Source organism: Pseudomonas mediterranea CFBP 5447 (assembly GCF_000774145.1).
Classification (GTDB): Bacteria; Pseudomonadota; Gammaproteobacteria; order Pseudomonadales; family Pseudomonadaceae; genus Aquipseudomonas; species Aquipseudomonas mediterranea.
The window spans coordinates 704,676-718,811 of sequence record NZ_KN322985.1 but is presented as its reverse complement, the minus strand read 5'-3'; the positions used below and the strand labels follow the sequence as shown (position 1 = coordinate 718,811).

Sequence of the window (14,136 nt, the reverse complement as noted above, 5' to 3'; positions counted from 1 at the left end):
CGACCCAAGACGGACGCCTATGAACCCGAATTTTCTAGATTTCGAACAGCCGATCGCCGACCTGCAAGCCAAGATCGAAGAGTTGCGCTTGGTCGGTAATGACAATTCGCTGAATATCGGCGATGAGATCTCTCGTCTGCAGGACAAGAGCCGCACGCTGACCGAAGACATCTTCGGCAAGCTGACCAGCTGGCAGATCGCGCGCCTGGCGCGTCATCCGCGCCGTCCATACACCCTGGACTACATCGAGCACATCTTCACCGAGTTCGACGAACTGCACGGCGACCGTCACTTCTCCGACGACGCCGCGATCGTCGGCGGTGTCGCCCGCCTGGAGGACCAGCCGGTGATGGTCATCGGTCACCAGAAGGGCCGCGAAGTGCGCGAGAAAGTCCGCCGCAACTTCGGTATGCCGCGTCCGGAAGGCTACCGCAAGGCCTGCCGCCTGATGGAAATGGCCGAGCGTTTCAAGATGCCGATCCTGACCTTCATCGACACCCCGGGCGCCTACCCGGGCATCGACGCCGAAGAGCGCAACCAGAGCGAAGCGATTGCCTGGAACCTGCGGGTCATGGCCCGGTTGAAAACCCCGATCATCGCCACCGTCATCGGTGAAGGCGGTTCCGGTGGAGCATTGGCCATCGGCGTCTGCGACCAATTGAACATGCTGCAGTACTCCACCTACGCGGTGATCTCGCCGGAAGGCTGCGCCTCGATCCTGTGGAAAACCGCCGAGAAGGCGCCGGACGCCGCTGAAGCCATGGGCATCACCGCTGAGCGTCTCAAAGGCCTGGGGATCGTGGACAAAGTGATCAACGAGCCCGTGGGCGGTGCTCACCGTGACCCGGCCGCGGCTGCTGCGCTGATTCGTGCAGAGCTGAGTTCGCAATTGTCGATGCTGAAGAAGTTCGACAACGACGCGCTGCTGGCCCGTCGCTACGAGCGGCTGATGAGCTACGGTCTCTGACCTGAACCTGCTTCACCCCATGTGGGAGCGAGCCTGCTCGCGATTGCGGTATAACAGCCAACAGATATGTTGAATGTTAAGCAGCCATCGCGAGCAGGCTCGCTCCCACATTCGTTTTGTGCAAGGTGATCGATATGAGCCAACCAACGATTGATCTTGCAGCCCGGCTTCTGCTGAATCTCTCCCCCTGGCGCAACGCTCCCGCCTGGCGCATCGCCTTCTCCGGCGGTCTCGACTCCACCGTCCTGCTGCACCTGCTCGCATCGCTCTCCGACACACATGCATTGCCACCGCTCAGCGCTATCCACGTCCACCACGGCCTCCAGGCTGCGGCCGATGCCTGGCCGGAGCATTGTCGCCGGGTGTGTGAGGCGCTGGGGATACCGCTGCAGGTGGTTGAGGTCCACGTCCGCCCAGGCGCCAGTCTCGAGCGGGCCGCCCGAGAGGCGCGCTATGGCGCTTTCGCGGCGGCGCTCCAGGGTAACGAGGTGCTGCTGACAGCCCAGCACCGCGACGATCAGGCCGAAACCCTGCTGTTTCGTTTGCTGCGTGGGGCGGGTGTGCGGGGTTTGTCGGCGATGCCGAGGCAGCGTCCACTCGGGCAAGGGTGCCTGCTGCGCCCGTTGCTCGATGTATCCCGCGCGGAACTGGAAGCCTATGGGAAGCAGCAGGGCTTGAGCTGGGTCGAAGACCCGTCCAATAACGATCATCGGTATTCGCGCAATTACCTGCGCCGGCGGGTTTTCCCGGTGCTGACCGAACAGTGGCCCCAGGCTGCCTCGACCCTGGCCCGTAGCGCTGCGCACCTGACAGAAGCCCAGGGTTTGCTGGATGAATTGGCACGGATCGATCTGGCCGACGCCAGGTCCCCGGGCACGTTTGACTGGCTCGGGCTGCCATCCCTGGCGCTGGCGCCTTTGCAGGCCTTGTCAGCGGCTCGCCAGCGCAATGCATTGAGCCACTGGCTGGCGGCCCTGACGACGCCGCCCGACAGCGACCATTGGGCTGGCTGGGACTCGTTGCGCGACGCAGCGGACGATGCCCGACCGATCTGGCGCCTGGCCGGCGGTGAGTTGCACCGGGCCGGCGGGCGGGTTTGGTGGTTACCCGAGCCTTGGCTGCAACCGGTCTCGGGTTGCGTCGAATGGCCCCGGGCAACGGATGCCTTGGACCTGCCGGGTAATGGCCGGGTGACCTTCACTGGCAAAATCCCCGACGGTCGGCTTTGCGTGCGCTATCGTCAGGGCGGCGAGGTGATGACGCTGTCCGGTCGTGGTCATCGGGATCTCAAGCGTTTGCTCAACGAAAGTGGCCTGCCGGCGTTCGTTCGCGGCCGATTGCCGCTGTTGTATCGGGATGGGCAATTACTGGCGGTGGCCAATCTTCCGCGGCTCGACGGCGACGCTGATGGCAGCTGGCAATTGCACTGGCAGCCATCAGGGCAAGATCGGGGTTTGAGCTGAAAGGGGCTTTCCGGTAGACTACGCTCCCTTCTTGATACAACTTCTGTGGATTCGCCTGAATTGCAGGAGTTGCCGATTACCAAGCAGTCTTTGCTGGGCGATTCCAAAAAATGTGTAGCGAGCAACGTACCGGTGATTTGTCTTCCGGTCTGTCCCAACGCGGCGGTTTTTTTGAAAGGTGCACTGTGATTAATGCAGGTGATCGGGGGCTTCGGCCTTCCTTCGCTTTCCCCGGCGGCTCGGACCGCTTTAACGCAGACTTCTAGGGTTTTTCATGACGCGCTACATATTCGTCACGGGCGGTGTTGTTTCTTCATTGGGGAAAGGCATTGCCTCGGCTTCATTGGCGGCCATCCTGGAGGCGCGGGGACTTAAGGTCACCATGCTCAAGCTGGACCCGTACATCAACGTCGACCCGGGCACCATGAGCCCGTTCCAGCACGGCGAAGTGTTCGTCACCCACGACGGCGCCGAGACCGACCTGGACCTGGGCCACTACGAGCGGTTCATCCGCACGACCATGACCCAGAACAACAACTTCACCACCGGCCGCGTCTACGAGCACGTGCTGCGCAAGGAGCGTCGTGGTGATTACCTGGGCGCGACCATCCAGGTCATCCCCCACATCACCGACGAGATCAAGCGCCGCATCATCAAGGGTGCCGGCGACGCCGACGTGGCGATGGTCGAGATCGGCGGTACCGTGGGCGACATCGAGTCCCAGCCGTTCCTCGAAGCCATCCGCCAGTTGCGTTTCGAAATCGGCGCCAAGCGCGCGATGCTGATGCACCTGACGCTGGTGCCGTACATCGCCACTGCCGGCGAAACCAAGACCAAGCCGACCCAGCACTCGGTCAAGGAACTGCGCTCCATCGGCCTGCAGCCGGACGTGCTGATCTGCCGCTCCGATCACCCGATCGATATTTCCTCGCGCCGCAAGATTGCCCAGTTCACCAACGTGGAAGAGCGCGCGGTCATCGGCCTCGAAGACGCCGACACCATCTACAAGATCCCGGGCATCCTGCACTCCCAGGGCCTGGACGATTTCGTCGTCGAGCGTTTCGGCCTGCAATGCGCCGGCGCCGACCTGTCCGAATGGGACGCCGTGGTCGATGCCAAGCTCAACCCTGAGCACGAAGTCACCATCGCCATGGTCGGCAAGTACATGGAGCTGCTGGACGCCTACAAGTCGCTGATCGAAGCGATGAGTCACGCCGGCATCAGCAACCGCACCAAGGTCAACCTGCGCTACATCGACTCCGAAGATATCGAGAACCAGGGCACCGGCCTGCTCGAAGGCGCCGATGCGATTCTCGTTCCAGGCGGCTTCGGCCTGCGGGGCGTGGAAGGCAAGATCACCGCTGTCCAGTACGCTCGCGAAAACAAGGTGCCGTACCTGGGTATCTGCCTGGGCATGCAAGTGGCGGTCATCGAGTTCGCCCGTAACGTGATGGGCTGGAAGGACGCCAACTCCACCGAGTTCGATCGCGCCAGCGGTCATCCGGTCGTGGGCCTGATCACCGAGTGGGAAGACGCCACCGGTGCCGTGGAAGTGCGTAGCGAATCCTCCGACCTGGGCGGTACCATGCGCCTCGGCGCCCAGGAATGCCTGCTCGAAGCCGGTTCCCTGGTGCACGATTGCTACGCCAAGGATGTGATCGTCGAGCGTCACCGTCATCGCTACGAAGTGAACAACAAGCTGCTGCCGCAACTGATCGAAGCCGGCCTGAAGATCTCCGGTCGCTCCGGTGACGGCGCGCTGGTCGAAGTGGTCGAGTCCCCGGATCACCCATGGTTCGTCGCCTGCCAGTTCCACCCCGAGTTCACCTCGACACCACGGGACGGTCATCCGCTGTTCAGCGGTTTCGTGAAGGCCGCTTTGGCTCAACACCAGAAAAAGGCATAAGACGATGGCCCAGAAGATCATTCGCGTCGGCGACATCGAGATTGCCAACGACAAGCCCATGGTGCTGTTCGGTGGCATGAACGTGCTGGAAAGCCGCGACATGGCGATGCAGGTCTGCGAAGAGTACGTCAAGGTTACCCAGAAACTGGGTATCCCTTACGTCTTCAAGGCCAGCTTCGACAAGGCCAACCGTTCGTCCGTGACCTCTTACCGTGGCCCGGGCCTGGAAGAGGGGATGCGGATCTTCCAGGACATCAAGCAAGCCTTTGGCGTGCCGATCATCACCGACGTCCACGAACCCGACCAGGCCGCGGTCGTCGCCGAGGTCTGCGACATCATCCAGTTGCCGGCCTTCCTGTCGCGCCAGACCGACCTCGTGGTCGCAATGGCCAAGACTGGTGCGGTGATCAACATCAAGAAAGCCCAGTTCCTTGCGCCCCAGGAGATGAAACACATCCTGAGCAAGTGCGAGGAGGCCGGGAATGACCAGTTGATCCTTTGCGAGCGCGGTTCGAGCTTCGGCTACAACAACCTGGTGGTGGACATGCTCGGCTTCGGCATCATGAAGCAGTTCGAGTACCCGGTGTTCTTCGACGTGACCCACGCGCTGCAGATGCCTGGCGGCCGTTCCGACTCCGCCGGTGGCCGTCGTGCCCAGGTGACCGACCTGGCCAAGGCCGGCATGAGCCAGTCCCTGGCGGGCCTGTTCCTCGAGGCCCACCCGGACCCGGATAACGCCAAGTGCGACGGCCCTTGTGCCCTGCGCCTGAACAAGCTGGAACCTTTCCTGTCTCAGCTCAAGGCGCTGGACGAGCTGGTCAAGGGTTTTCCGACGATAGAAACCGCGTAACGCGGTTTTCTCCGGTAAAGTACCGCTCGATTAAAAGCACCGTTCCTTGTGGGAGCATGGCTTGCCCGCGATGGCGTCCATCATCGTCAAGCCTTGCTCCTGTGGCGAGGGAGCTTGCTCCCGCCGGAGCGCGAAGCGCTCCCCATCCAGGCTCTGGGCTGCATCGCAGCTGAGTGTGAGCACGTTTTCTGCAACGTTCTAGTCAACTTTGGAGTGTTTACAACAATGGCAAAAATCGTCGACATCAAAGGTCGTGAAGTTCTCGACTCCCGTGGCAACCCCACTGTTGAAGCGGACGTGCTTCTCGACAACGGCATCATCGGCAGCGCCTGCGCGCCGTCCGGTGCTTCCACTGGCTCGCGCGAAGCGCTGGAGCTGCGTGATGGCGACAAGAGCCGTTACCTGGGCAAGGGTGTACTGAAGGCCGTTGCCAACATCAACGGTCCGATCCGTGACCTGTTGCTGGGCAAGGATCCTGCCGACCAGAAGGCCCTCGACCAGGCCATGATCAAGCTCGACGGTACCGAGAACAAAGCCACCCTGGGCGCCAACGCGATCCTCGCCGTGTCCCTGGCCGCCGCCAAGGCTGCCGCCCAGGACCAGGACCTGCCGCTGTACGCCCACATTGCCAACCTCAACGGTACGCCGGGTGTCTACTCGATGCCGGTCCCGATGATGAACATCATCAACGGCGGCGAGCATGCCGACAACAACGTCGACATCCAGGAGTTCATGGTCCAGCCGGTTGGCGCCAAGTCCTTCTCCGAAGGCCTGCGCATGGGCACCGAGATTTTCCATCACCTCAAGGCCGTGCTGAAGGCCCGTGGCCTGAGCACCGCTGTCGGCGACGAAGGCGGTTTCGCCCCGAACCTGGCCTCCAACGAAGACGCGTTGAAAGTGATCTCCGAAGCCGTGGCCAATGCTGGCTACAAGCTGGGCACCGATGTGACCCTGGCCCTGGACTGCGCTGCCAGCGAGTTCTTCGAAGACGGCAAGTACAACCTGTCCGGCGAAGGCCAGGTGTTCACTGCCGAAGGTTTTGCCGATTACCTCAAGGGCCTGACCGAGCGCTACCCGATCATCTCCATCGAAGACGGCCTGGACGAATCCGACTGGGCTGGCTGGAAAATCCTCACCGACAAGATCGGCGAGAAAACCCAACTGGTGGGCGACGACCTGTTCGTGACCAACACCAAGATCCTGAAAGAAGGCATCGACAAGAAGATCGCCAACTCGATCCTGATCAAGTTCAACCAGATCGGCACCCTGACCGAAACCCTGGAAGCGATCCAGATGGCCAAGGCCGCCGGCTACACTGCGGTGATCTCCCACCGTTCCGGGGAAACCGAGGATTCGACCATCGCCGACCTGGCCGTGGGCACCGCCGCAGGGCAGATCAAGACCGGTTCGCTGTGCCGTTCCGACCGTGTTTCCAAGTACAACCAACTGCTGCGTATCGAAGAGCAGTTGAATGGCAAGGCCAAGTACAACGGTCGCGGCGAGTTTCGCGGTTAAGCGGTAAATGGTAAAAAGACAGCGGGTTAGGGCAGAAAAATCGCCTTGGTGGCGGTTTTCCCTCTAATCTGATGCCTTATCAAGCACAAGCCTGGGTTTTCCAGGCTTCGTGCTATCAGACGCTGCAAAGTTTGGCATGGCGGTCTTTTTTCACTGGATACCTGATATTCGATGCGCAGTCCCAATTGGTTGTTTCTTGTCTTGCTCCTGTTGCTGGCCGGCCTGCAGTACCGCCTGTGGGTGGGTAATGGCAGCCTGGCGCAAGTGGCCGACCTGACACAGCAGATTGCCGATCAGCACGCCGAGAACGAGGCATTGCTGGAGCGTAATCGGGTGATGGACGCCGAAGTGATGGAATTGAAAAAAGGCATGGAGACCGTTGAAGAGCGGGCTCGCCATGAATTGGGCATGGTCAAGGAGGGCGAAACCCTCTACCAGTTGGCCCAATGAGTATCCGATTGCCGGCCTTCTGGGCCGTGATTCCTGCCGCGGGCGTCGGAGCCCGTATGGCCGCGGACCGTCCCAAGCAATACCTGCAAGTGGGCGGGCGCACAATTCTCGAACACAGCCTCGGCTGTTTCCTCGATCATCCGACCGTCAAGGGCGTGGTGGTCTGCGTTGCACACGATGATCCTTACTGGCCGACCCTGGCCTGTGCCGGCGACACCCGCATCCAACGGGTGGACGGCGGCGCGCAGCGTTCGGATTCGGTGCTCAATGCCTTGCTGCACCTGCATGCCCAAGGCGCTGACGATCACGATTGGGTGCTGGTGCATGATGCCGCCCGGCCCAATCTGTCCAGGGACGATCTGGATACCTTGCTCGGCGAGCTGGCGAACGATCCGGTCGGTGGCCTGCTGGCCGTTCCGGCGCGCGATACCCTCAAACGCGTCGACAAGCACGGTCGTGTAGTGGAAACCGTTGATCGCAGCGTGATCTGGCAGGCCTATACACCGCAGATGTTTCGCCTCGGGGCTTTGCATCGGGCATTGGCCGACAGCCTGGTGGCGGATGCGGTGATTACCGATGAAGCCTCGGCCATGGAGTGGGCGGGCCAGGCGCCTCGGTTGATCGAAGGGCGGTCGGACAACATCAAGGTCACCCGGCCCGAAGACCTGGAGTGGTTGCGCCAGCGTTGGGCTCATCGTCACTGAGTGAAATCGCCATCGCGGGCAGGCTCGCTCCCACAAGGGCTTGTGTCGTACACAGATTATGTGTCCACCCAAGATCCACTGTGGGAGCGAGCCTGCTCGCGATAGCTATTGTCCAGGCCCTGAAACACTGGCTTTATCCCCGATACTCCGGCCGCTCAGCCAACCCTTCCTTCAAGTAGTCCACCAGCTTGCGCACCTTCGGCGACAGGTGCCGTTGCTGTGGATACAGCGCCCACACCGCCGTATTCGGGGGCTGATGCGCCTCCAACAGCGAGATCAACGCGCCGCTGTGCAGATGCTCCAGCACGTAGTAATCCGGCAACTGACACAACCCGACCCCTTGCAGGGCCGCCTCCAGCACCGCTTGACCGCTGTTGCAACGCCAGTTTCCCTGCACGCGTTGGGAAAATTCCCGCCCGTTCTGTTCCAGTTGCCAGAGGTCGGAACTGCCGATCAGGCAGTTATGACGGCTCAGTTCCGACAAGCTATGGGGCCGGCCATAGCGTTCCAGGTAAGACGGCGAAGCGCACAGGTACATGCGACGCGGTGCGAGGCGCGTGGCAATCAGGCGTGAGTCCTGCAGGCGACCCAGGCGAATTGCCAGGTCCAACCCTTCGTGGACCAGGTCGAGGGGCCGGTTGCTCAGTTCGATGTCTACCCGCAATTGTGGGTAAAGCCCCATGAACCGCGTCACCAGCGGCACGATGAACCGTTCCCCATAGGCCACCGCACAGGTCATTCGCAACATGCCCTTGGGTTCGCTGGTGAGATCGCCCACCGCCCGGAGTGCTTCCTCACGGCCATCCTGCAACCGTTGGCAATGCTGCAGAAAGGTCTGTCCGGCCTCGGTCAGGGTCACCCGACGGGTGCTGCGATACAGCAATCGTGTCTGTAGCCGCTCTTCAAGCCGTACGATTTGTCGACTGATGTGAGAGGAGGAAACCCCGAGGCGTTCGGCAGCGGCAGTGAATTGGCTGCACTCGGCTACCGCGACGAATTCGTCGATCCCTTCCCAGCGGTTATCGGACATGAAGGATTATCCCTGTTTGGCAATAATGTTTTGCTTTTGATTGGATTATTCATCGTCCTGAGGCGGATTACACTCCCAGTCTTGTTTTTATTTGATGGAGAGACCGGATGATCAAGTCGCGCGCTGCCGTTGCCTTCGAGGCCAAGAAACCCCTGGAAATCGTTGAAGTCGACGTCGCCATGCCCAAGGCGGGTGAAGTGCTGTTGCGTGTGGTGGCTTCCGGTGTTTGCCATACTGACGCATACACCCTGTCGGGCGCCGACCCGGAAGGTATCTTCCCGTCGATCCTCGGCCACGAGGGTGGTGCAATCGTCGAAGCCATCGGCGAGGGCGTAACGTCGGTCGCGGTGGGTGACCACGTGATCCCGCTGTACACGCCGGAATGCGGCCAGTGCAAATTCTGCAAATCGGGCAAGACCAACCTCTGCCAGGCCATTCGCGCCACGCAGGGCAAAGGCCTGATGCCGGATGGCACTTCGCGCTTTTCCTACAAGGGCGAAACCATTTTCCACTACATGGGTACCTCGACGTTCTCCGAGTACACCGTGTTGCCGGAAATCTCCGTTGCCAAAATCCCGAAGGAAGCCCCCTTGGAAAAGGTCTGCCTGCTGGGTTGCGGCGTCACTACCGGTATCGGCGCGGTGATCAACACCGCCAAGGTTAAGCCGGGTGACACCGTGGCCATCTTCGGCCTGGGCGGTATCGGCCTGTCGGCGGTGATCGGTGCCGTGAAGGCCAAGGCATCGCGCATCATCGCCATCGACATCAACCCGGCCAAGTTCGAGATTGCCAAGCAATTGGGCGCCACCGATTGCGTGAACCCGAAAGACTTCGACCGTCCGATCCAGGAGGTCATCGTCGACATGACCGACGGCGGCGTGGACTTTTCCTTCGAGTGCATCGGCAACGTCCAGCTGATGCGTGCCGCACTGGAGTGCTGCCACAAGGGTTGGGGCGAGTCGGTGATCATCGGCGTCGCCGGTGCCGGCCAGGAAATCGCCACCCGTCCGTTCCAACTGGTGACGGGCCGCGTCTGGCGCGGTTCGGCGTTCGGCGGCGTGCGCGGTCGCAGCGAGCTGCCCAGCTACGTGGAAATGGCCGAGAAGGGCGAAATCCCGCTGGATACCTTCATCACCCACACCATGGGCCTGGAAGATATCAACAAGGCTTTCGACCTGATGCATGAAGGCAAGAGCATCCGTACTGTCATTCATTTTTAAGAGCAGCTGCACGCTACAAGCTGCAAGCGGCAAGTGAAGCGCGGTGCTTTCTTGCAGCTTGTGGCTCGCGGCTTGGGGCTGAGGTGAAGCTATGAACCTCGAAAATATTTCCTGCCAGAAAAGCTTCGGCGGCTGGCACAAGCGTTACCGGCACCGCTCCGAAGTGCTTGGCTGCGACATGGTGTTTGCCGTGTACCTGCCACCGCAAGCCGAACAAGGCGGCAAGTTGCCCGTGCTGTATTGGTTGTCCGGGCTGACCTGCACCGATGAGAACTTCATGCAGAAGGCCGGCGCCCAGCGCATGGCCGCCGAGTTGGGGCTGATCATCGTCGCGCCGGACACCAGCCCGCGTGGCGCCGACGTGCCGGGCGATCCGGACAACGCCTGGGACTTCGGCCTGGGCGCGGGGTTCTACCTGAACGCCACCCAGGAACCCTGGGCGCGGCACTATCGGATGTACGACTACGTGGTGCAGGAATTGCCGGCGTTGGTCGAAGCGCATTTTCCGGCGTCGGACAAGCGCAGCATCAGCGGTCACTCCATGGGCGGCCACGGCGCGCTGGTCTGCGCCTTGCGCAACCCGGGACGTTACCGTTCGGTGTCGGCCTTTTCGCCGATCAACAATCCGATGGATTGCCCGTGGGGTCAGAAAGCTTTCTCCCGTTACCTGGGAGAAGACCGCTCGAAATGGCGTGAATGGGATGCCTGCGCGCTGATTGCCGAGGCTGATGAGAAGCTGCCGTTGCTGGTGGACCAGGGCGATCGCGACGATTTTCTGGCCAACCAGCTCAAACCCGAAGCCTTGCAACAGGCGGCGAAGGCGGCGGGTCATCCCCTGGAGTTGCGCCTGCAACCGGGCTACGACCACAGTTACTTCTTCATCGCCAGTTTCATTGATGATCATCTGCAACATCATGCGCGCGCTCTAAACGCCTAATGCAGGTAGAATCACGCCCTGACAGAAATCAGGGCGTTTTTTTATGCGTATTGGCCACGGCTACGATGTTCACCGTTTCACTGAAGGCGACTTTATTACCCTGGGCGGCGTGCGTATCGCGCACGGCTTCGGGCTGCTCGCGCATTCTGATGGTGATGTCCTGCTGCACGCCCTGAGTGACGCATTGCTCGGCGCGGCGGCCCTGGGCGATATCGGCAAGCATTTCCCCGACACCGATCCCCGATTCAAGAGCGTCGACAGCCGTGTGCTGCTGCGTCATGTGGTCTCGCTGATCCACGCCAAGGGCTGGAAGGTCGGCAATGTCGATAACACCATTGTCGCCCAGGCGCCGAAAATGGCGCCGCACATCGAGGCCATGCGTCAGTTGATTGCCGAAGATCTCCAAGTTGAGCTGGACCAGGTGAACGTGAAAGCCACCACCACCGAGAAACTCGGTTTCGTCGGTCGCGAAGAGGGCATTGCCGTCCATTCCGTTGCCTTGTTGCTGCGACCATGACCGAACTGGAATTGTTGGGGCCGCGTGCCTATGGCGAGTCGCTGGGCAGTGCTGTGCTCAAGGCCACTGCCGAAGATTTCCAGGTCGATGAAGTGCTCGACATCCCGTTGAGCGGCGATGGCGAGCATTTGTGGATCTGGGTCGAAAAGCGCGGCTTGAACACCGAGGAAGCGGCCCGGCGGATTGCCAAGGCTGCCGGCGTGCCGCTGCGCACCGTCAGCTACGCCGGGCTCAAGGACCGTCAGGCCCTGACCCGGCAATGGTTCAGTGTTCAATTGCCGGGCAAGGCGGATCCGGACCTGTCGGCGGCAGAGAACGATACGCTGAAGATCCTCAAGACCGGGCGCCATAGACGCAAGCTGCAACGCGGCGCCCACTCGGCCAATGGTTTCACCTTGCGCCTGACCCAGTTCAATGGCGACCCGGCGGCTATCGACGCGCGCCTGCAACAGATCGTCTGCCAGGGTATTCCCAATTATTACGGCGCCCAGCGTTTTGGTCATGATGGCGGCAACGTCGTCGACGCCCGTGGCTGGGCGGCACGCAAGGCTTTGCCGGAGCAACGCAACGTGCGTTCGCGGCTGTTGTCCGCGGCCCGCAGTTTCCTGTTCAACCGCGTATTGGCGGCGCGGGTGGCCGACGGTACCTGGCAACAAGCCCAAGTGGGTGACTTGCTGGCCTTCACCGACAGCCGCAGTTTTTTCCCGGCCGGTGAGGCCGAATGCAACGATCCGCGCCTGGCGATCCTCGATCTGCACCCGACCGGGCCACAATGGGGTGAAGGCCCTTCACCGGCCTCGGGCGTGATCCACGATCTGGAACAGGCCGTCGCCGAGGGCGAAGCGGACTTGCGTGATTGGTTAGTCAATGCGGGAATGAATCACGAACGTCGCATCCTGCGACTGCCCATTGGCGGGCTGTCGTGGCATTATCCCTCGCCTGACATTCTGCAACTGGAATTCGTCCTGCCGGCCGGATGTTTCGCCACTGTCTTGGTGCGCGAACTCGTCGATCTGGTGCCGGTAGGGCAGACGGACAGCCCATGCGTATTCTGATTTCTAACGACGACGGGGTGACAGCCCCCGGTCTTGCCGCGCTTTATGCTGCGCTGGCGGACTTTGCCGAGTGCGTGGTGATCGCCCCGGACCAGGACAAAAGCGGCGCCAGCAGCTCGCTGACGCTCGACCGTCCGTTGCACCCCTGCTATCTGGATAACGGTTTCATCAGCCTCAATGGCACCCCGACCGATTGCGTGCACCTGGGCATCCATGGGTTGCTTGAGCGCGAGCCGGACATGGTGGTCTCAGGCATCAACCTGGGCGCGAACCTGGGGGATGACGTGCTGTATTCCGGTACGGTCGCCGCCGCCCTGGAAGGTCGCTTCCTGGAGCAGCCGTCGTTTGCCTTTTCGTTTGTTTCCCGGCAGGTCGATAACTTGCCTACCGCCGCCTACTTCGCCCGCAAGCTGGTAGAGGCCCATGGCGAACTGGACTTGCCGCCGCGCACGGTGCTGAACGTGAATATCCCGAACCTGCCTTTGGATCACATCCGTGGCATCCAGCTCACGCGCCTGGGCCACCGTGCCCGCGCCGCCAAGCCCATGCACGTGGTCGACCCGCGAGGCAAGGCCGGCTACTGGATCGCCGCTGCCGGCGATGCGGAGGACGGCGGGCCGGGCACCGATTTCCATGCGGTGATGCAGGGTTACGTCTCGATCACCCCGTTGCAGCTCGACCGTACCTTCAACGATGCCTTTCGACACCTCGATGGCTGGCTGGAGGGACTGCGTTGATGCGCGAGCAAGACGATATGCTGCGCCGGGGGATCGGCATGACCTCCCAGCGTACCCGGGAGCGACTGATTCAGCGGCTCTACGAAGAAGGCCTGTCCAATGCGCAGGTGCTGGAAGTGATTCGCCGTACGCCTCGGCATCTGTTCGTCGATGAAGCCCTGGCCCATCGCGCCTACGAAGACACGGCGTTGCCGATCGGCCACAACCAGACCATTTCCCAGCCTTATATGGTGGCCCGCATGAGCGAGTTGCTGCTGGAGGCGGGGCCGTTGGACAAGGTGCTGGAAATCGGCACCGGTTCGGGCTACCAGACGGCAGTGCTGTCGCAACTGGTGGAGCGGGTGTTTTCCGTGGAGCGGATCAAGGTGCTGCAGGATCGCGCCAAGGAACGCCTGGTTGAACTGAACCTGCGCAACGTGGTGTTTCGCTGGGGCGATGGCTGGGAGGGCTGGCCGGCGCTGGCGCCTTATAACGGCATCATCGTCACCGCGGTGGCTACCGATGTGCCCCAGGCCCTGCTGGATCAACTCGCCCCCGGTGGGCGGATGGTGATTCCGGTGGGTTCCGGTGAGGTTCAGCAGTTGATGTTGATCGTGCGTGAAGAACACGGCTTTTCCCGCCATGTCCTGGGAGCCGTAAGGTTCGTGCCGCTGCTCAACGGGCCATTGGCCTGAGCATTTATAAACGGACGCTGAATTCCACGGCGTGGGTTGTGTCTTACAGCGGCACCCCTGTGCCGAACAAGACCCAATGGCGTCGAGCAAACGTGTGCGACAGTGCTTGGC

Annotated in this window: 14 protein-coding genes; 13 read left to right on the top strand and 1 reads right to left on the bottom strand. The window is 61.6% G+C overall.

Features of this window, described 5'->3' with window-relative positions:
* Window positions 1-19 precede the first annotated feature (19 nt).
* The 7 genes from N005_RS15595 to ispD all read left to right on the top strand — a co-directional run bounded on the left by N005_RS15595 (window position 20) and on the right by ispD (window position 7,855).
* Entirely contained in the window at window positions 20-967 is a 948-nt protein-coding gene (locus N005_RS15595; RefSeq protein ID WP_047701999.1) for an acetyl-CoA carboxylase carboxyltransferase subunit alpha, read from the top strand.
* Window positions 968-1,101: 134 nt separating this feature from the next.
* Window positions 1,102-2,430 carry a tRNA lysidine(34) synthetase TilS gene (gene tilS / locus N005_RS15590; protein ID WP_047701998.1) on the top strand — a complete coding sequence of 443 codons (1,329 nt, stop codon included), beginning with the start codon at window positions 1,102-1,104 and terminating at the stop codon, window positions 2,428-2,430.
* A gap of 274 nt (window positions 2,431-2,704) precedes the next feature.
* Window positions 2,705-4,336, top strand: coding sequence for a CTP synthase (locus N005_RS15585; RefSeq protein WP_047701997.1), 1,632 nt, complete (start codon window positions 2,705-2,707; stop codon window positions 4,334-4,336).
* Window positions 4,337-4,340: 4 nt separating this feature from the next.
* Window positions 4,341-5,186, top strand: coding sequence for a 3-deoxy-8-phosphooctulonate synthase (gene kdsA / locus N005_RS15580; protein WP_041022908.1), 846 nt, complete (start codon window positions 4,341-4,343; stop codon window positions 5,184-5,186).
* A 225-nt stretch (window positions 5,187-5,411) separates the two neighbouring features.
* Complete coding sequence (gene eno / locus N005_RS15575; RefSeq protein WP_047701996.1) at window positions 5,412-6,701, top strand: phosphopyruvate hydratase; 1,290 nt, start codon at window positions 5,412-5,414, stop codon at window positions 6,699-6,701.
* Window positions 6,702-6,872: 171 nt separating this feature from the next.
* The gene (gene ftsB, locus N005_RS15570; RefSeq protein WP_024779031.1) at window positions 6,873-7,151 is read left to right on the top strand and encodes a cell division protein FtsB; all 279 of its coding nucleotides are present in this window, start codon (window positions 6,873-6,875) and stop codon (window positions 7,149-7,151) included.
* Window positions 7,148-7,855 carry a 2-C-methyl-D-erythritol 4-phosphate cytidylyltransferase gene (gene ispD / locus N005_RS15565; protein ID WP_047701995.1) on the top strand — a complete coding sequence of 236 codons (708 nt, stop codon included), beginning with the start codon at window positions 7,148-7,150 and terminating at the stop codon, window positions 7,853-7,855. The genes ftsB and ispD overlap by 4 nt, the downstream gene beginning before the upstream one ends.
* A gap of 133 nt (window positions 7,856-7,988) precedes the next feature.
* Here ispD and N005_RS15560 read toward each other — a convergent pair whose 3' ends face one another.
* A complete protein-coding gene (locus N005_RS15560) occupies window positions 7,989-8,885 on the bottom strand; it encodes a LysR substrate-binding domain-containing protein (RefSeq protein WP_047701994.1) in 897 nt (298 codons plus the stop codon).
* 107 nt (window positions 8,886-8,992) lie between these two features.
* Between N005_RS15560 and N005_RS15555 the strand changes: the two genes are divergently transcribed.
* The 6 genes from N005_RS15555 (at window position 8,993) to N005_RS15530 (ending at window position 14,025) form a co-directional block, all read left to right on the top strand.
* Window positions 8,993-10,105 (top strand): S-(hydroxymethyl)glutathione dehydrogenase/class III alcohol dehydrogenase, encoded by a 1,113-nt coding sequence (locus N005_RS15555; RefSeq protein WP_024779034.1) that lies wholly within the window; start codon window positions 8,993-8,995, stop codon window positions 10,103-10,105.
* Between the two features lie 91 nt (window positions 10,106-10,196).
* On the top strand, window positions 10,197-11,042 hold the full coding sequence (gene fghA / locus N005_RS15550) for an S-formylglutathione hydrolase (RefSeq protein WP_047701993.1): 846 nt from the start codon (window positions 10,197-10,199) through the stop codon (window positions 11,040-11,042).
* Between the two features lie 43 nt (window positions 11,043-11,085).
* Complete coding sequence (gene ispF, locus N005_RS15545; protein WP_047701992.1) at window positions 11,086-11,559, top strand: 2-C-methyl-D-erythritol 2,4-cyclodiphosphate synthase; 474 nt, start codon at window positions 11,086-11,088, stop codon at window positions 11,557-11,559.
* Window positions 11,556-12,614 carry a tRNA pseudouridine(13) synthase TruD gene (gene truD, locus N005_RS15540; protein WP_047701991.1) on the top strand — a complete coding sequence of 353 codons (1,059 nt, stop codon included), beginning with the start codon at window positions 11,556-11,558 and terminating at the stop codon, window positions 12,612-12,614. The genes ispF and truD overlap by 4 nt, the downstream gene beginning before the upstream one ends.
* Entirely contained in the window at window positions 12,602-13,351 is a 750-nt protein-coding gene (gene surE, locus N005_RS15535) for a 5'/3'-nucleotidase SurE (RefSeq protein ID WP_047701990.1), read from the top strand. Before truD ends, surE begins: the two co-directional genes overlap by 13 nt.
* A gap of 38 nt (window positions 13,352-13,389) precedes the next feature.
* On the top strand, window positions 13,390-14,025 hold the full coding sequence (locus N005_RS15530) for a protein-L-isoaspartate(D-aspartate) O-methyltransferase (protein ID WP_162843647.1): 636 nt from the start codon (window positions 13,390-13,392) through the stop codon (window positions 14,023-14,025).
* The last annotated feature ends 111 nt before the right edge of the window (window positions 14,026-14,136 follow it).